This window comes from Ensifer sp. (assembly GCF_035999185.1).
In the GTDB taxonomy this organism is placed as follows: Bacteria; Pseudomonadota; Alphaproteobacteria; order Rhizobiales; family Rhizobiaceae; genus Ensifer.
The window spans coordinates 45,422-61,601 of record NZ_DASYHB010000170.1; the positions used below are offsets into that span (position 1 = coordinate 45,422).

Consider the following 16,180-nt stretch of genomic DNA (forward strand, 5'->3'; position numbering starts at 1 on the left):
CGGCGTCAGTCTTCGAAATCGCCGAAGACGTTCTGCAGTCGGGTGAGCTGGGCAACGCGCTCGCCGACCTCGTCGCCGAGCACGACGATGATATTGCTCAAGAGCAGATCCATGACGGCGACCGTGGTGGCGGCGCCATCCCAGAGCGGACCGTGCGAGCCCGGAACGACGAGGCAGATGTCGGAGACCTCCGGCGCCCAGGGGCAGAACTCGTCGGTATAGAGGATGACCTTGACGCCGGCGCGACGAGCCTCCTCGGCGAGCGGCCGCGCCTTGGCGGCAAAGCGGCGCACATCGTGCAGGAACAGCACCCGGCCCTCGACTGAACCGTCGAGCAACTCGGCGTAGGTGCCGTTGAGGCCATCGACGAATTGCACCCGCGGCCGCGTGTAGGAGAGCTGGCTGGCGAAATATTGCGCGATGCCGCGAACGTTCTGATAGGCCGCGACATAGACTTCGCTCGCCGAAATCAGCGCATCGATCGTCTGCTGCCACTCCGGCGCCGTCGTCAGCTCGTAGATCATGCCGAGATTGTCGACCTGCTGCTGGATCAGACCGGCCAGCAGCTTGCCCTCGCGGTTATCCTCCCGCAGCCGGCCGACCGAACCCTTGACCTGCCAGGCCGGATTGTTGGAACCGTCGCGCCTCAGCGCATGCTTCAACTCGTCCAGGCCATCAAAGCCCATCCGCCTGAGATAGCGCCCGACGGTCATCGGCGAGACTTCAAGCCGGGTCGCAATCGAGCGCGCCGTCTCGAACGGGATGTCGGCGAGATTGCGCTCGAGATAGTTGGCGATGAGCTTGTCCGACTTCGAGCGTCTCATCTCGTCGCTGCGCAGCAGCTTCAGGATGCGCGGTGCCACGTCCCCTCCCATTCTTGAGCGCCAACCGTCTTGCCAGACGGACAAAGGCCACTGACCCTTCGAATTGTTGCATGTCTATCCCCAGCCGGGAGCTAAGGAAATACGCAGCGTTGTGAAAGCGGATGCCGGATACAAATCGCGGCATCCGCTCCCGTAATCGCATCGCCTGCTTATTGCGCGGTCTTGACCTTCGTCCAGACCCTGTCGAGCTGGCGCACACCGGGGCCGAGATCTTCGAAGATCTGCAGCTTCTGCATGGTTTCCGGCGGTGGGTTGATTTCCTTGCTGTTCTTGATCTGCTCGGGGGTCAATTGTCGGGCCGGCACGTTTGCCGTGCCATTCGTCTGCTGCTCGATGTTGAGCGCCGCCACTTCCGGGCGGGTATAGAACTGCAGGAACTTGATGGCGTTGTCCTTGTTCGGGGCCGACTTCAGCACGCAGATATCCTCCTGGTACATCGTCGCGCCTTCCTCCGGGATCACGTAGCCGAGATCCTTGGGGTTGGCGAAGACGTCGACCATCGAGCCGACGAAGAAGTGACCGGCCGCCACATCGCCGGCGGCGACCATCGGGCGAGTGTCATATGTAAAGGCGGCAACCTCGGGCTTCATCGCGATGATCGTGTCGGCCGCCTGCTGCAGTTCGGCCGGGTCGGTCGAATTGACCTTGTGGCCGTTGAGGATGAGGCCGACCGAGAGCACTTCGCGCATGTCGTCGAGCAGCGTGAATTTCAGCCCCTTGGCCTTCACCGTCTCGATCAGATCGCGCCAGCCGGTCACGTCCTTGCCGAGCAGCGTGCGGTTATAGAGGATGCCGACCGAGCCGAAGGCGTAAGGCAGGCAATATTCGCCCTTCGGGTCGCTCTTCGCGCGCAGGAAGGTCGGATCGATGTTCTTGAACCCCTCGTAGGCGTTGATGTCGGTCTTCTCGAGCAGGTCCAGCTTGGCCATGATGTCCTGCATGTGCACCGACGGGAAGACGATGTCATAGCCCGTGGCGCCACCCTGGATCTTCGCCAGCATCTCTTCGTTCGACGAGTAGGTCGAAAGGTTGACCTTGATCTGGGTCTCCTCCTCGAATTTCTTCAGGACGGCCGGATTGATGTATTCGCCCCAGTTGTAGATGTTGAGCTCGGCCGCTTCTGCCGTGCCAAAGAGGGCTGCCAGCGTCGCCAGCGAAAGGGCTGCAAAACGCGCGCGGGCCACGAAGGGCTTCTTGTCTTGACGCGCCACCCCATGTGTCATTGTCATCTATAGGTCTCCTCTGAAGGTTCACGGCCGAATGGCCTGACACGGCCTTGTCGGCCGCCTCCGGATCACGGCTTCTCGTGGCCGTTGACACCGATCAGCAAATGGTATCCATATATCCAAAACGCACAAGCGTTATTTGCATAACATTTTGGGGAACAGAAGTATGCAGAATTCCATCGTCCGGCTGGTGGAGGCGAGCAAGGCCTTCACCACTCCGGAAGGCGGCAGCGTAACCGCGCTCGACCGCATCGATCTCGATGTCCGCCGCAACGAATTCCTGACCCTGCTCGGGCCGTCCGGCTGCGGCAAGACCACGCTGCTGCAGGCAATCAGCGGCTTCGTCGAACTCGACGACGGTTCGATCCTCATCGACGGCGAGGACATGACCGACCGGCCGCCCTACCGCCGCCCGGTCAACACCGTCTTCCAGAACTACGCGCTGTTTCCGCATATGACGGTCGGCGAAAACGTCGCCTATTCGCTGGAGGTCGCGGGCGTCGCCAAACAGGAGCGCCGGGAAAAAGTCGCGAACGCCCTGAAGATGGTCGGGCTCGAAGGCATGGAGGCGCGGCGCCCGCGCCAGCTCTCGGGCGGCCAGCAGCAGCGCGTGGCGCTTGCCCGCGCGATCATCGCCAGGCCGAAATTGCTGTTGCTCGACGAGCCGTTGTCGGCGCTCGACAAGAACCTGCGCCAGGCGATGCAGATCGAGTTGAAGACGCTGCAGAACGAGCTCGGCATCTCCTTCATCTTCGTCACCCATGACCAGCAGGAAGCGCTGACGATGTCGGATCGCGTCGCCGTGCTTTCTGGCGGCCGGATCCAGCAGCTCGATACGCCCCGCGCCATCTACGACCATCCCGTCAACACCTTCGTCGCGACCTTCATCGGCGCCAGCAACCTGTTCGAGGGCACGCTCGACGGCGACCGGCTGATGACTGCAGATGGCATGTCGATCCGCCACCAGCCCTGCGACAGGAAAATCTCGACGAAGGCGACGGCACTGATCCGTCCGGAACAGTTCTTCCTTGCCGAGGACAACGCGCCCTTCCCGACGATCGACGTCGATCTCGACCAGATCGTCTTCGTCGGCTCGACCTTCGAGCTGTTCGGCCGCACAGCAGAGGGGCGCAAGGTCGTGGCCGAAGTTCCGGCCAACCGCCGCAGCCTCGTCGGCGCGATCGAACAGTCCCGCAAGGCGCGGCTTGCCTATGACCCTTCGGCCGTGCACCTGATCGGCGAAAGGCGAGGTGCCTGATGTCGATCGCCAGCCGCCGCCGCCTTCAACTTGGCCTCCTGCTCGGACCCGTCTCGGCTTTTCTCGCCGTCTTCTTCCTCGGCCCGCTCGCTATCATGGTCGTGACCAGCTTTCTCGCGCCCGGCCTTTACGGCGGGGTGGAATGGACCTTCTATCCGCATAATTTCGGCCGGATCCTCGGTTTTGCCGATCCGATGTTCGAGGAGTTCGATCCGATCTACATCGCGATCTTCCTGCGCTCGGTCGAGATTGCCGCGCTGACGGTGCTTGCGACCCTGCTCGTCTGTTATCCCGCCGCCTTCTGCATTGCCCGGCTTTCCGAGCGCTGGAAGAACTTCTGCCTGTTCCTGATCACGCTGCCCTTCTTCACCAGCCTGATCGTGCGGCTCTTCGTCTGGGTGCTGATCCTGCGCCAGACCGGCCTGGTCAATGAAGTGCTCCTCTCCACCGGGCTGATCGAGCGGCCGCTCGACCTGATCTACACCCAGGGCGCGATCATCCTCGGCATGACCTATGTGTTCATTCCCTTCATGTTCATGCCCGTCTATGCGAGCGTCGAGAAGCTCGACTGGACGCTGGTGCGCGCCTCGCTCGATCTCGGCGCCGGCCCGGTGCGCACGTTTCTGCGCATCATCCTGCCGCTGACGGCCCCAGGCATCGCCGGCGGCGCCGTCATCGTGTTCATCCCGGCACTCGGCAATTTCGTCGTGCCGGCCGTGCTTGGCGGCGCCAAGGTGATGATGTTCGGCAACCTGATCGAGCAGCAGTTCCTGGCTGCCCGCAACTGGCCCTTCGGGGCGGCGCTGGCGATGATGGTGATGAGCGTCATGCTGATCATGATGGTCGCCCAGGTGGTGCTTTCCGGCCGGCGCAACGCCGCCGCGGCCCTGGCACGGTGAGGTCATCCATGAAGATCGCTCGATCCCTCTTCAACGGCGGCCTCATCGCCTACACCGGCCTGTTCTTCGCCTTCATCTACATTCCGCTCGTCGTCATCGCCGTCTATTCGTTCAACGCCAATCCGGTGAACATGATGACCTGGACGGGCTTCACCACCGAATGGTACGCGCAGGTGCTCGGCTTCAAGACCAAGGTCTCCGAAAGCGCGCTCTATATCGAATCAACCGGCCAGCTGCTGCAGGCGGTGTGGAACAGCCTGGTCATCGCGGCCTCCACGACGGCCATCGCGACCGTCTTCGGAACCGCAATCGCGATTGCCCTCTATCGTTTCGAATTCGTCGGCCAGCGTTTTTACCGGGTGGTGATGTTCATGCCGATGCTGATGCCTGACATCGTGCTCGGCATCGCGCTTCTGATCTTCTTCGTCAATTCCGGCATCAGGCTGGGGCTGACGACGATCATCATCGGCCAGTGCACCTTCCTGATTTCCTATGTCTTCATCGTCGTTTCGGCACGGCTCGCCGGCATGGACAGGACACTCGAACACGCTTCGGCCGATCTTGGCGCCAACGAGTGGATGACCTTTCGCCGGGTGGTGCTGCCGCAACTCTTTCCGGCGATCGTCGGCGGCGCGCTGCTCGCCTTCATCATCTCGATGGACGACCTCGTCATCACCTACTTCATCGCCGGCGTCGACGTCACCACGCTGCCGATGTTCATCTTCTCCATGCTTCGACGCGGCATCAAACCGGAGATCAACGCCATTGCGGTGATGATGCTCTCCTTCTCCTTCGTCGTCGCCTCGCTCGGCCTTTACCTTCGCTCCCGGCAGAAATGATCATGAACGACAAGACCTCTACGCCCTCCTCCGCTCGCGCCCGCGATATTGGCCTGCCGTTTTCCGGCCGCACCGGCCGCTTCAACGCCATCACCGATGTCGAAGGCATCGCCGTCGGCTTCCGCACGATCGAGGAAGAGACCCCGCGCCCCGGCCGCAAGCGTCCGGTCCGCACCGGCGTCACCGCCATCCTGCCGCATGCCGGCTCGGCAACCCCTGTCCCCGTCTATGCCGGCGTGCACCGCTTCAACGGCAATGGCGAAATGACCGGCACTCACTGGATCGAGGACGGGGGCTTCTTCCTGGGGCCGGTGATGATTACCAACACCCATGCGGTCGGCATGACGCACCACGCCACCATCCAGTGGATGCTGGAGCGCTACAAATCGACCTATGACACCGACGACTTTCTCTGGCTGATGCCGGTGGTGGCCGAGACCTATGACGGCGTGCTCAACGACATCAACGGCCAGCCAATCACCGAAGCCGATGTGCGCGCCGCACTCGACAGCGCCACATCCGGTCCGGTCGAGGAAGGCAATTGCGGCGGCGGCACCGGCATGATCGCCTATGGCTTCAAGGGCGGTACCGGCACCGCCTCGCGGGTCGTGGAATTCGGTGGCCGCGACTACACGGTCGGCACGCTGGTGCAGGCCAATCACGGCCAGCGCGACTGGCTGACGATCCGCGGCGTTCCGGTCGGCGAGCACATGCGCGACGGCACGCCGCAAAGCCAGATGCAGGAGCGCGGCTCGATCATCGTCGTCATCGCCACCGACCTGCCGATGGCGCCACATCAGCTCAAGCGCCTGGCGCGGCGGGCAGCGATCGGCATTGGCCGCAACGGCACCCCCGGCGGCAACAATTCCGGCGACATCTTCCTCGCCTTCTCCACCGCCAACACCCAGCCGATGGCGCACAAGGCGCCGCCGCGCCTGTCGCTGGAAATCGTCAACGACGAACTGCTCGACCCTGTTTATCTCGCCACCGTCGACAGCGTCGAGGAAGCGGTGGTCAACGCGATGATCGCGGCGGAGGATTCCGGCGGCACGGCCCATGACCGTTTCAAGATCCAAGCGATCCGGCACGAGCCGCTGTTGGAAGTGATGCGCAGCTACGGCCGGTAGCCAGGCGTCGCCGGAAACGACCCGGCCCGGTGGCCGAACACTTAGCCGGCTCCGGACGCGCTCACGCGCGCCCGTCGCCAGTCGCTGGGCGCCTCACCAACGCGCAATCGGAAAAAGCGCGAGAAATAGGCGGCATCGGCAAAACCGATCTCATAGGCGATGTCTTCGAGCGGCCGCACGGTGAAGAGCAGCAGGCGTTTGGCCTCGAGCAATCTCCGCTCGTTGATCAGTTCCTTGACCTGCATGCCGAAGGCCTCCCTGCTCGCCTTGGCGATCAGATGCGGCGTCGTCGCCAGCGCGTCGGTGTAGTGCCCGACGCTCCATTTCTCGCGGAAATGCCGGTCGACAAGCCGGCGCAATTGCGTTGCCAACAGAGCCTGTGTCGGCTGCCCAGCCGGAGCGGCCGATGCCAGACGAGCGATCTGGGTGAGCACGGCGGCGACCAGAGAAGCGAGCATTTGTTGGCTGCCTGCGGCGCCACCGGCATATTCGTCGGCGATGATATCGAGCAGTTCGGCAAGGCGGCGCCAGCCCCGGTCGCCGCTTTCGCCCCGGATCATCGTGGACCGATCGAGCGGGAGCGTTGTGTGCTCCCGGATGGAGAGCAGCGCACCGTCGGCGACCGAGACGACGATGGCATCGCTCGTTTCCGGATCGACGGAAAAGCCGTGCACGACGCCGCTCGGCACGAAGCTCGCGGCCGGCGCTGAAAAGTCCAATGGCTTGTCATCGATGAAATAGGTGCCGCCACCGCTCAGCCAGAAGGTGACCTGTCCCATCTGGTCGTGCTTGTGCGCACTGACCTGCCCCTGATGTAGGCCTTTGCGGGCCATGACAGTCTCGACATGGAAGAAACCCGGTTCGAGCTGTTGCTCCGGTTCGCCGTATACGAAGAAACTGGGAATGGCGTCGGTCATCGTTCACCGGAAAAAGTCCAAGTCATTTTGCCATTCTGTCCATGGCGGCGGACGATTTCAACGCCTAGCCTTGACGAAACTCAAGGAGGAGAAAATGAGAGCAGAGGATTTCCGCGCCGACAGGACGCGGCCCTTCACTGGCGCCGAATACCTGGAAAGCCTGCGCGACGGCCGCGAGGTCTATATCAACGGCGAGCGCGTGCACGATGTCACCAGCCATCCGGCGATGCGCAACTCCGCCCGGTCGCTCGCAAGGCTCTATGACGCGCTGCACGACCCCGCGAAGAAAGACATCCTGACCTCACCGACGGATACCGGCTCCGGCGGATACACCCACAAATATTTCCGTGTCGCCCGCTCCTCCGCCGATCTTGCGGCACAGCAGGGCGCGATCGCCGAGTGGGCGCGCATGTCCTATGGCTGGATGGGCCGCACCGCCGATTACAAGGCGGCGTTGATGAACACGCTCGGCGCCAATGCCAATTGGTACGGCCCCTTCAAGGACAATGCGCTCGCCTGGCACAAACGCGCCCAGGAAGCGGCGCTCTTCATGAACCACGCGATCGTCAATCCGCCGATCGACAGGCACAAACCGGCCGATGCGGTGAAAGACGTCTTCGTTCACATCACCAAGGAAACCGACGCCGGCATCTATGTCTCGGGCGCCAAAGTCGTCGCCACCTCCTCGGCGCTGACGCACTATAATTTCCTGGCGCAGAGCTCGGCGACGGTGACCGAGGATCCGTCGCTCTCCGTGATGTTCATCGTTCCGATGAATGCGCCTGGTATCAAGATGTTCTGCCGGGTTTCCTACGAGCAGACCGCCAACACCGTCGGCCACCCCTTCGACTATCCGCTGTCGTCGCGCTTCGACGAGAACGACGCGATCCTGGTGCTCGACAATGTCTTCGTGCCCTGGGAAGACGTGCTGGTCCTCCGGGACGCCGCCAAGATCCTCTCCTTCCACCCCGCCTCCGGCTTCATGCACGGCTATTGCTTCCAGGGCTGCACCCGTTTCGCGGTGAAGCTCGATTTCCTCGCCGGCCTGCTTGCCAAGGCCTTGAGGGCGACCGGCGGCGATGCGTTTCGCGGCAACCAGGCAGCGCTCGGCGAAGTCATCGCGCTCCGCCACATGTTCTGGAGCTTCTCCAACGCCATGGCGCACAATCCCATTCCCTGGGCCGATGGCGCCGTGCTTCCCAATCTCGAAGCCGCCCTTTCCTATCGCACCTTCATGTCCGAGGCCTATCCGCGTGTGGTCGAAACCATCCGCAGGGTCATTGCCTCGGGCCTCATCTACCTGCCGTCTTCCGCGCGCGACTTCGGCAATCCCGAGATCGATCGTTACCTGGCGCAATATGTGCGCGGCTCCAACGACATGGGGCACATCGAACGCATCAAGATCATGAAGCTGCTGTGGGATGCGACGGGAACGGAGTTTGGCGGGCGCCATGCGCTCTATGAACTCAACTATGCCGGAGCTCCCGAGGAGGTAAGGCTGCAGGTGCTGAAGGGCGCGGAGCGCGGCGGACGGCTGAAGGAAATGGAAGCGCTCGTCGACCAGTGCATGGCCGACTACGACGAGAACGGCTGGACGGGCAAAACCTGGCTGCCGCCGCTCGATGACGGTCAATCTCTGCGCAACGCAGCCGAATGAGGTCGGCCATGAAACCGCTCGTCTCGAAGACCGAGTTTCGCAACGCCATGGCGCGGGTCTGCGCGCCGGTCAACGTCATCACGACAAACGGACCCGCCGGACGCGGCGGGTTCACCGCCACCGCCATGTGCTCGGTGACCGACGAGCCGCCGACGCTGCTCGTCTGCATGAACCGCAACTCCGCCCAATGCGGCCTGTTCATCGAAAACCGCCGTTTCTGCGTCAACGTGCTCAGTCACGACCACCGCGATCTTGCCGGCCATTTCGCCGGGGCGACGCAGGACATGGCCGCCCGTTATGCGGCGGCCGACTGGGTCGAGATGACGTCCGGAAGCTTCGCGGTCAAGGATGCGATCGTCTCGCTCGATTGCGAACTGGCGGAAGCGCGGCTGCTTGGAACGCACCATATCCTGATCGGACGGGTCGTCGGCATTCGTTCGCGCAGCGACGGCAACGCACTGCTCTATTTCGACCGCAACTATGTGCACGTGCCGACGCAACTTGGCAGCTTCGGCGGCTAGGCGGCGCCTCGGCACTTCGCCGGAGCAACCCATTTTCCCGAGCACAGCGATGGAGAGGCACGTGTTCGTTGCACCGTATCCGGCCCCACTTGTCGCGGGGCCGACGCAATCGGCACCCAGATACTGATCAACGCCATTTGTTTTTTGTCGAAACGCGTCTATCTGCTTGGCGCGGAGCGAGAAAGGAATCGGGATGGTGGTTGCCGAGCCGAGCGGACGATCGATGGCGGATGGGAAAAACAGGGAGACCGATCGCCTGGCTGCGCTTGGACTGCTCGACATCCTCGACACACCAAGAGACGACGGCATGGACCGCGTCGTGCGGTTGATAAAGCAGATCTTTGCCATCGAGATCGGCATCGTCTCCCTGATCGATGCCCATCGGCAATGGTACAAGGCCTGCTCGGGGCTCGCGGCCGAAGAGGTTCCCCTGAAAGACACGTTCTGCCGATACGTGCTCGCCTGTGATGAGCCTCTCGTTGTCGAGGATGCCACAAAAGATCCGCGCTTTGCGCAGCATCCGGCCGTGACGAGTGCGGACCATATTCGCTTCTATGCCGGTGTCCCCTTGAAAACACGGGACGGCCACACAATCGGCACCGTGTGTGCCATCGATCGCTCCCCAAGAGCTTTCGTTGAGAGGGACCTGGCAATTCTGGCTGAACTGGCTGGGGTGGCGATGGATCGGATCGAGTTGCTGCAGTCGGCAGCAACCGACGGGCTCACCGGCGCACTCACCCGACGCGCCTTCCGCGAGGAGGCGGACAAGCTGATCTCGCTTGCCATCCGGCACGAGCACGACCTCTCTTGCATCATCCTTGACGTCGATCACTTCAAGCGGGTCAACGATACGCATGGGCACGCGGCAGGCGACGAGGTTCTGAAGGCTGTCGCCTCTGTCTGCCAATCCAATCTTCGGGCCAGTGACCTGTTCGGGCGGCTTGGTGGCGAGGAATTCGCCGTCGTGTTGCCGCACGTGGACGCAAACGGCGCGCTGACGGCGGCGGAAAAGCTAAGGGCCGCGATTGCCGCCCAAACGATGCATGGTGACTTTGGCTCGCTTACCGTCACCGCAAGTTTCGGCACGTCGGCGCTGTCGGCCAAGGGCAGAGATAGCGGCACTTTGCTCGCACAGGCCGACGCCGCGATGTATCTCGCCAAGGCCTCAGGACGAAACCGTTGTGTCGATTGGAACGGCCTCGACGCCAGATATGAAGCAGGGCCCCGTCAATCGGTCCTCAAGGCCGGCACCATCCTCTATGACGACCGCCACACGAGCATCGACTGCACGATCAGGTCCCTGGGCGCTGAAGGTGCGGCCGTGACGGTTTCCAACTCCGCCGGCATCCCACCGGAATTCGTGCTGGTCGTCGCCGGCGACGATTTTGAGACCGAGTGCCATGTGGTGGCGCGCGACCGGCAAAATCTCGAACTCGCCTTCGGATAGGCCGTTTACCGGACGGCACCGCTTGGGCTGCCGGGCAGAGCGTAAAGGAGGGCCGCCAGCTCGGCCGCCCTCCTCAATCACATAACAATGCGTTACTCCGCAGCAGCTTCCAGCCCCTTCGGCGAGGTCGATGCCTTGCGGGCCTGCATCTTCTTGAAAAGGAAGAAGTAGAGCTTGATGTACTGCCCGACGAGAATGGCGTTCAGGATCGTACCTTCGCGGATGAACTTGACTTCGGCGAGGAACGCCAGACCGATGCAGGCCGAAAGCACAAGCAGGGTGCAATCGAAGCCGGTCTTGATGTTGCCCCACTTCCAGCCGGTGCGCTTGAAGATCGTGTTGACGAACATGTCGATCGGCATCAGCACCAGATTGGCGCGGATCATCAGGAACAGGCCGAAGGCGAGCGCCGCATCAGCAAAGACCAGGAGCGCCACCCGGAGCGGATAGGCATCGAGCTTGATGAACTCGGTGAGACCCAGGTTGAAATCGAGGAAGACCGCCAGCACGAAAGCCGGGATCAACGACGCGAAGTTCTTGAGCTTGAAGTCTTTCGGCAGCACCAGATAGGTCAGAAACAACATGATCAGTTCGAGCATGAAGTTGTAGGTGCCCTGGCTGAACGGCGGGTAGACCAGCGTCATCGTTCTGGTCAGGCTGCTCTGGGGCGAGATGCCGATCCCCGCCCTGATTGCCAGACTGACGCCGAAAGTCAGCACATAGATGCCGACGACATACATGATCCAGCGCCGCGTCAGGCTGCCGGTATCGACGATCTCGGCTTCCGCCGTATTGTGGTCCATGGTTTCCTCCCTCGAAATTTGTCCGGGCTTCCTTCGCCCGTCTGCTCATCCCCCCTCAGCGATGAGCTTTTGAATGGTTGGCTTGTCCGCCCATTGCGGCGGCCAAGCCATTCCCTTGGGCCGACGAATACCGAAGCACCCCGTCGGCTTTTTCTGCATTGGCTCCTAGGCCATGAAGCGGAAGCGATGCAACGAAATGAACAGGCTGAGCAGCTTGTTGACCACCGGTTCGCCTTCGTTGCGGTTGCCCAATGCCTCGAGCGCCGCGTCGATCGCGCCGGCGCTCGCCGTCAGCTCTTTCACGGTCATGTTGGCCATGACGCCGTAGATCTCGAGCGGCATGACCGCCCTGTCGACCTTGCCCTCGGTCACGACGCAGGCGCCGGCATAGCTGTCCACGCGCTTCAGGCAGTGGCACATTTCGGCGCTGTCCTCACCGACGACGACGAAATAAGGCTTCGGCGCCGGCCAGAAGGTGGCGACCGCGCCACGATCCAAGGAAACACCCTTGAACAGACCGTTGACGATGTGACGCTTGCCGTCGGCATAACGCTGCACGACCGACAGCCGGCTCAGCTTCACGCCGTCATGTTCCGCGACGACCTTGCCGTCCGTGAGCGGAGCCCAGACCTCCTGGTAGAACTTGGCGTGGCCGCGACCATAGACGTCGAAGAGATAAACCTTCGCACGGGTCCCGTCTTCCGACACCTCCAATGGCACGATGTCGAGCTGCTCCGGCGTCAGATCGGCAAGGCCCGTCACTCCGTCCTTGCACATGCCGGAGTAGTCGATCTCTGCATTCTTCAAGAGCTTGCGGTCCTTGGCGACCAGTTCTCCATCCTTGAAGACGTAGAGCGGATTGATGCGCGACAGGCTGTCGGTCAGCACGATGTCGGCAAAGCGACCGGGGGTCAGCGAGCCGACCTTGTCTTCCATGTGGAACGAGCGGGCGGTGTTGTAGGTCGCCATCTTGATCGCGTGGATCGGATTGATACCCATCTCGGCGCAGAGCGAGATGATCCAGTCCATGTGCCCCATTGTGAGGAGCCGCTCGATCGAGATGTTGTCGGTGCACAGCATGAAGTTGTCGGTCGGCCATTTGCGGTCGACGATGGCGCGCAACAGCACCTTGATCACCTCGCTGCTGCCGACGCCGAACTTGATGTGCGTCGGGAAGCCGTAGCGGATGCTCTTTTCGATGTCCTTCTCGTTCCAGACATCGTGGTTGTTGGAAACGCCGATGGCCGGCAGGTAGTTGAGGATCATGTCGGAAAGGGCGGTGACGCCCCAGTGACCGTTCATGAAGCCGCCTTTGGCCCGCACCCACGCCGCCTTGCGGAAGTCGTCGTCATTGCCGGAGCTGTAGGTGAAGTGCTCGAACTCGCCGAGGCCGATGACTGGCTCCATCTTGAGCACGGCCTCGGTCACCGATGCCGAGGTCTTCTTCCCGGGTGCGAAGGCATAGAGGCGGTACGGCAGTTGCTCGTAATCCTTGAACAGTGCCTCGGCCGCCTCAACACCCTCCTTGCCGGCGGCACTCAGCAGATCCAGGCATTCGGCATAGATCGTCGTCGTGCCGCAGGGCACCATCGCTTCGGCGAGCGCGGTCGGGTGGGCGAGCTGCGACTCGAAATGGATATGGGCGTCGATCAGGCCGGGGATGGCATAGAGCCCCTTGCCGTCGAACACGTCCTTCACCTTCAGGACCGCCTCGTCCGGGTTCAGCGCGATGATGCGCTTGTCGTAGACGAGGATGGAACCCTGATAGACGGTCTCGCCGTGAACATCGAGGATGTTCAGGTTCTTCAGGAGAAGGTCGGCTTCCTTCTCGCCGTTCAGGATATCGAAGATGGCACGCACCTTGTCATAGTGCGCGGCTTCAGTGCTGTTCACGAATAGTCCTCCACATTCCTTGTCATCGTCCCCTGCGAACACGCATGGATCGGCGATGATCGTTTAAGCTCCCGCAGGCGCTGGCAGCGCGCCCCTCGCCAACCATAAGAGGCCATTGCACCGCTTCCGAAAAGCAGTATTAAATGCGCGCATCGTTCTCTTTTCGAGAACACTGGAAATGGGAAACCCTCATGCTGCATTCGCGCGTGCTGCGCTACCTTGACGAAGTGGCGCGATGCGGCTCGATCCGTGGCGCCAGCGAACGGCTGAACGTTGCTGCGTCTGCCATCAACAAGCATGTGCTGCAGTTGGAGGAGACAATCGGCGAACCGCTGTTCGAGCGCTTGCCGCGTGGCTTGCGCCTGACGCCAGCCGGCGAAATCCTGGTCGCGCATGTGCGCCGCACGATGAAGGAATACAACCAGGTCGAGGCCGAGATCCGCGACATCAAGGCGCTGCAGAGCGGCGAAGTCATTATCGCCACCATGAACGGACTTGCCGGCGGCATCGTGCCCAAGGCTGTCGCGACCTTCGGGGCGCGCCATCCGCGGCTGAAGATCACCATCCGGGTGATGTTTGCCCGCGATATCGCCCAGGCGGTTTCCGATGGCGAGGCCGATCTCGGCTTCGCCTTCAACCTGCCGTCCTCGCAGCAGCTCGAAACCCTCTGGAAGATGGACACCCGCCTCGGCGCGGTAGTGGCGCCCGAACATCCGCTCGTCGGCATGGAGACGCTGCCGCTGGCCTCTTGCCAGCCGTACCCCCTGATCTTTGCCGACAAGTCGATGCAGATCCACGGCATCGTCGCCGGCGCATTCGCGCAGGCCGGGGTCGAGGTCGAGCCGACCTATCTCACCAACTCGATCGAGGCGATGAAGTGTCTTGCGGCTGCCGGCGACGGTATCGCCTTTCTCAGCAAGTTCGACATAACCGAAGAACAGCGCAACGGCATGCTCACCTATCTGCAAATCCGCGACCGGACATTCGGCAAGAACGTGCTCTCCCTCGTCCAGCGCGAGAAGCGCAGCCATGGCCTTGCGGCATCGATGTTTGCCGAGGAAATCATGCGGTCATTGCGAAGCGCGATGGACTGAACCTTCGCGCGGAGCCGATCTTGCCCGTCATCCGCCCGACCCCGGCGCCAGCTCGCCTTTGCGAACTTAGAGCTGGATCCAGGCGGTCTTCAAATCGGTGTACTTGTCGAGCGCATGAAGCGACTTGTCGTGACCGTTGCCGGACTGCCTGACACCGCCGAGCGGCACCGTGTTGTCAGCGCCGCCATAGGTGTTGACGTGCACGACACCGGCACGGATGCCCCGCACCATGCGATGGGCCCGCGAGAGGTTCGCGGTCCAGACGGCGGACGCCAGACCGTAGTCGGTCGCATTGGCGATCTTCAGGGCCTCTGCCTCGTCGTCGAACGGAATGATCGCCAGCACAGGACCAAAAACCTCTTCCTTCGCCAGCTTCATATCAGGCTCGACATCGAAAACAGTCGGCTGCATGTAATAGCCGCCGCTCTCTTCAAGGATACGCGTGCCGCCGGAGCGAAGCCTTGCGCCTTCGGCCTGCGCCTCTCCGACGAATTCCAGGTTCTTGGCGAGCTGGGCTTCGCTGGAAATCGCGCCGGCTTCGGTCGCAAGAAGCAGCGGATCGCCGACCTTCATCGACGCCGCGATCGCGGCCACTTTCTCAGCGAAGGCTTCGTGGATGGAGCGCTCGACCAGCAGCCTTGAGCCGGCAACGCAGACTTGGCCGGAATTGCGGAAGATGCCGTAGGCCGAAATGCGGGCGGCCTGGTCGAGATCCGGGGCATCGGCAAAGACGACGTTCGGCGACTTGCCGCCGAGTTCGAGATAGACGCGCTTCAGGTTGGAGCGCGCCGAGTATTCGAGCAGTCGCCGGCCGACGCCGCCGGAGCCAGTGAAGGCGAGCACATCGATATCGCCATGCAGTCCGATCGCCTCGCCTGTCGTCGCCCCCCGGCCGGTGACGACGTTCAAGACGCCCTCGGGCAGGCCGGCGTCGGCGCAGATTTCGGCAAGCCTGAGCAGGCTGAGCGACGCCCCTTCGGCCGGTTTCAGCACGACCGAGTTTCCGGCGGCAAGCGCCGGCGCGATCTTCCAGGCGCCGATCATCAGCGGGAAATTCCAGGGAACGATCGCCGCGACCACACCGATCGGTTCGCGGTGAATGAGGCCGAGGATGTTGTCGGCCGTCGGCGCGATCTCGCCATAGACCTTGTCGAGCGCCTCGGCATAGTAGCGGAAGGTGCCCGCGGCGCTGCCGGGCTCCGCTTTGAGCGCCATCGAGATTTCCGTCCCGTTGTCGCGCACGCCGAGCACGGCAAGCTCCAGCGCCTGCGCTTCGATGATCTCGGCAATGCGCGTCAGCACCTTTTTGCGCACAGCCGGTGCCGCCTTCGACCAGCTTCCTTTTTCAAAGGCACTGCGGGCCGCACGAACGGCCGCATCGACATCGGCGGCACCCGCGTCGGCAATCGTCGTCAGGCGGCTGCCGTCGATCGGCGAGACGACATCGAGCGTTTCGCCGGACAGGCTTTCCAACCAGCGGCCACCGATGAACAGCTTCTGCCCGGCGACGGGAAGGCTTCGCAACTGGTCGATCTTGTCCTGCATGATGTCTGGTCCCGTTTGACGTGTGGGGAGGGCAGAAATTCCGCCGTCCCGGTTGTTCGAGATTACGCGG

The 16,180-nt window shown here is 62.5% G+C and carries 14 protein-coding genes; 8 read left to right on the forward strand and 6 right to left on the reverse strand.

Annotated features, from left to right (window positions below):
• Window positions 1-5: 5 nt before the first annotated feature.
• A complete protein-coding gene (locus tag VGO04_RS21685) occupies window positions 6-863 on the reverse strand; it encodes a MurR/RpiR family transcriptional regulator (protein WP_327498018.1) in 858 nt (285 codons plus the stop codon).
• 170 nt (window positions 864-1,033) lie between these two features.
• Window positions 1,034-2,113: a spermidine/putrescine ABC transporter substrate-binding protein gene (locus VGO04_RS21690; protein ID WP_327498019.1), complete on the reverse strand. Its 1,080-nt coding sequence runs from the start codon at window positions 2,111-2,113 to the stop codon at window positions 1,034-1,036.
• 163 nt (window positions 2,114-2,276) lie between these two features.
• Between VGO04_RS21690 and VGO04_RS21695 the strand changes: the two genes are divergently transcribed.
• Genes VGO04_RS21695 through VGO04_RS21710 form a run of 4 tightly spaced genes read left to right on the forward strand, consistent with a single transcriptional unit; the run spans window position 2,277 to window position 6,233 of the window.
• Window positions 2,277-3,368, forward strand: a complete 1,092-nt coding sequence (locus VGO04_RS21695) for an ABC transporter ATP-binding protein (protein ID WP_327498020.1) — start codon at window positions 2,277-2,279, stop codon at window positions 3,366-3,368.
• On the forward strand, window positions 3,368-4,267 hold the full coding sequence (locus tag VGO04_RS21700; protein WP_327498021.1) for an ABC transporter permease: 900 nt from the start codon (window positions 3,368-3,370) through the stop codon (window positions 4,265-4,267). The genes VGO04_RS21695 and VGO04_RS21700 overlap by 1 nt, the downstream gene beginning before the upstream one ends.
• An 8-nt stretch (window positions 4,268-4,275) precedes the next feature.
• On the forward strand, window positions 4,276-5,106 hold the full coding sequence (locus VGO04_RS21705) for an ABC transporter permease (protein WP_327498022.1): 831 nt from the start codon (window positions 4,276-4,278) through the stop codon (window positions 5,104-5,106).
• Window positions 5,107-5,108: 2 nt separating this feature from the next.
• Entirely contained in the window at window positions 5,109-6,233 is a 1,125-nt protein-coding gene (locus VGO04_RS21710) for a P1 family peptidase (RefSeq protein WP_327498023.1), read from the forward strand.
• A gap of 41 nt (window positions 6,234-6,274) precedes the next feature.
• Here the strand turns inward: VGO04_RS21710 and VGO04_RS21715 are convergent, their stop codons facing one another.
• Window positions 6,275-7,150 (reverse strand): helix-turn-helix domain-containing protein, encoded by an 876-nt coding sequence (locus tag VGO04_RS21715; protein ID WP_327498024.1) that lies wholly within the window; start codon window positions 7,148-7,150, stop codon window positions 6,275-6,277.
• 94 nt (window positions 7,151-7,244) lie between these two features.
• On the opposite strand from VGO04_RS21715, the gene VGO04_RS21720 reads away from it, so the two are divergent.
• From VGO04_RS21720 to VGO04_RS21730, 3 genes are all read left to right on the forward strand, one after another.
• Window positions 7,245-8,807 carry a 4-hydroxyphenylacetate 3-hydroxylase N-terminal domain-containing protein gene (locus tag VGO04_RS21720; protein WP_327498025.1) on the forward strand — a complete coding sequence of 521 codons (1,563 nt, stop codon included), beginning with the start codon at window positions 7,245-7,247 and terminating at the stop codon, window positions 8,805-8,807.
• Between the two features lie 8 nt (window positions 8,808-8,815).
• Window positions 8,816-9,328, forward strand: coding sequence for a flavin reductase (locus VGO04_RS21725; RefSeq protein ID WP_327498026.1), 513 nt, complete (start codon window positions 8,816-8,818; stop codon window positions 9,326-9,328).
• 193 nt (window positions 9,329-9,521) lie between these two features.
• Complete coding sequence (locus VGO04_RS21730) at window positions 9,522-10,775, forward strand: sensor domain-containing diguanylate cyclase (RefSeq protein ID WP_327498027.1); 1,254 nt, start codon at window positions 9,522-9,524, stop codon at window positions 10,773-10,775.
• A 92-nt stretch (window positions 10,776-10,867) separates the two neighbouring features.
• Here the strand turns inward: VGO04_RS21730 and VGO04_RS21735 are convergent, their stop codons facing one another.
• Window positions 10,868-11,578, reverse strand: coding sequence for a YczE/YyaS/YitT family protein (locus VGO04_RS21735; protein WP_327498028.1), 711 nt, complete (start codon window positions 11,576-11,578; stop codon window positions 10,868-10,870).
• A 165-nt stretch (window positions 11,579-11,743) separates the two neighbouring features.
• Window positions 11,744-13,471, reverse strand: coding sequence for an amidohydrolase family protein (locus VGO04_RS21740; protein WP_327498029.1), 1,728 nt, complete (start codon window positions 13,469-13,471; stop codon window positions 11,744-11,746).
• A 191-nt stretch (window positions 13,472-13,662) separates the two neighbouring features.
• On the opposite strand from VGO04_RS21740, the gene VGO04_RS21745 reads away from it, so the two are divergent.
• On the forward strand, window positions 13,663-14,565 hold the full coding sequence (locus tag VGO04_RS21745) for a LysR family transcriptional regulator (protein ID WP_327498030.1): 903 nt from the start codon (window positions 13,663-13,665) through the stop codon (window positions 14,563-14,565).
• Window positions 14,566-14,631: 66 nt separating this feature from the next.
• On the opposite strand, the gene VGO04_RS21750 is transcribed toward VGO04_RS21745, so the two are convergent.
• Window positions 14,632-16,110 (reverse strand): aldehyde dehydrogenase, encoded by a 1,479-nt coding sequence (locus VGO04_RS21750; RefSeq protein ID WP_327498031.1) that lies wholly within the window; start codon window positions 16,108-16,110, stop codon window positions 14,632-14,634.
• Window positions 16,111-16,180 lie beyond the last annotated feature (70 nt).

Excerpts from the sequence above, each read along its gene's own strand:
- VGO04_RS21690 (WP_327498019.1), bottom strand. The coding sequence starts at position 2,113 with ATGACAATGACACATGGGGTGGCGCGTCAAGACAAGAAGCCCTTCGTG.
- VGO04_RS21695 (WP_327498020.1), top strand. The coding sequence starts at position 2,277 with ATGCAGAATTCCATCGTCCGGCTGGTGGAGGCGAGCAAGGCCTTCACC.
- VGO04_RS21700 (WP_327498021.1), top strand. The coding sequence starts at position 3,368 with ATGTCGATCGCCAGCCGCCGCCGCCTTCAACTTGGCCTCCTGCTCGGA.
- VGO04_RS21705 (WP_327498022.1), top strand. The coding sequence starts at position 4,276 with ATGAAGATCGCTCGATCCCTCTTCAACGGCGGCCTCATCGCCTACACC.
- VGO04_RS21710 (WP_327498023.1), top strand. The coding sequence starts at position 5,109 with ATGAACGACAAGACCTCTACGCCCTCCTCCGCTCGCGCCCGCGATATT.
- VGO04_RS21715 (WP_327498024.1), bottom strand. The coding sequence starts at position 7,150 with ATGACCGACGCCATTCCCAGTTTCTTCGTATACGGCGAACCGGAGCAA.
- VGO04_RS21720 (WP_327498025.1), top strand. The coding sequence starts at position 7,245 with ATGAGAGCAGAGGATTTCCGCGCCGACAGGACGCGGCCCTTCACTGGC.
- VGO04_RS21725 (WP_327498026.1), top strand. The coding sequence starts at position 8,816 with ATGAAACCGCTCGTCTCGAAGACCGAGTTTCGCAACGCCATGGCGCGG.
- VGO04_RS21730 (WP_327498027.1), top strand. The coding sequence starts at position 9,522 with ATGGTGGTTGCCGAGCCGAGCGGACGATCGATGGCGGATGGGAAAAAC.
- VGO04_RS21735 (WP_327498028.1), bottom strand. The coding sequence starts at position 11,578 with ATGGACCACAATACGGCGGAAGCCGAGATCGTCGATACCGGCAGCCTG.
- VGO04_RS21745 (WP_327498030.1), top strand. The coding sequence starts at position 13,663 with ATGCTGCATTCGCGCGTGCTGCGCTACCTTGACGAAGTGGCGCGATGC.
- VGO04_RS21750 (WP_327498031.1), bottom strand. The coding sequence starts at position 16,110 with ATGCAGGACAAGATCGACCAGTTGCGAAGCCTTCCCGTCGCCGGGCAG.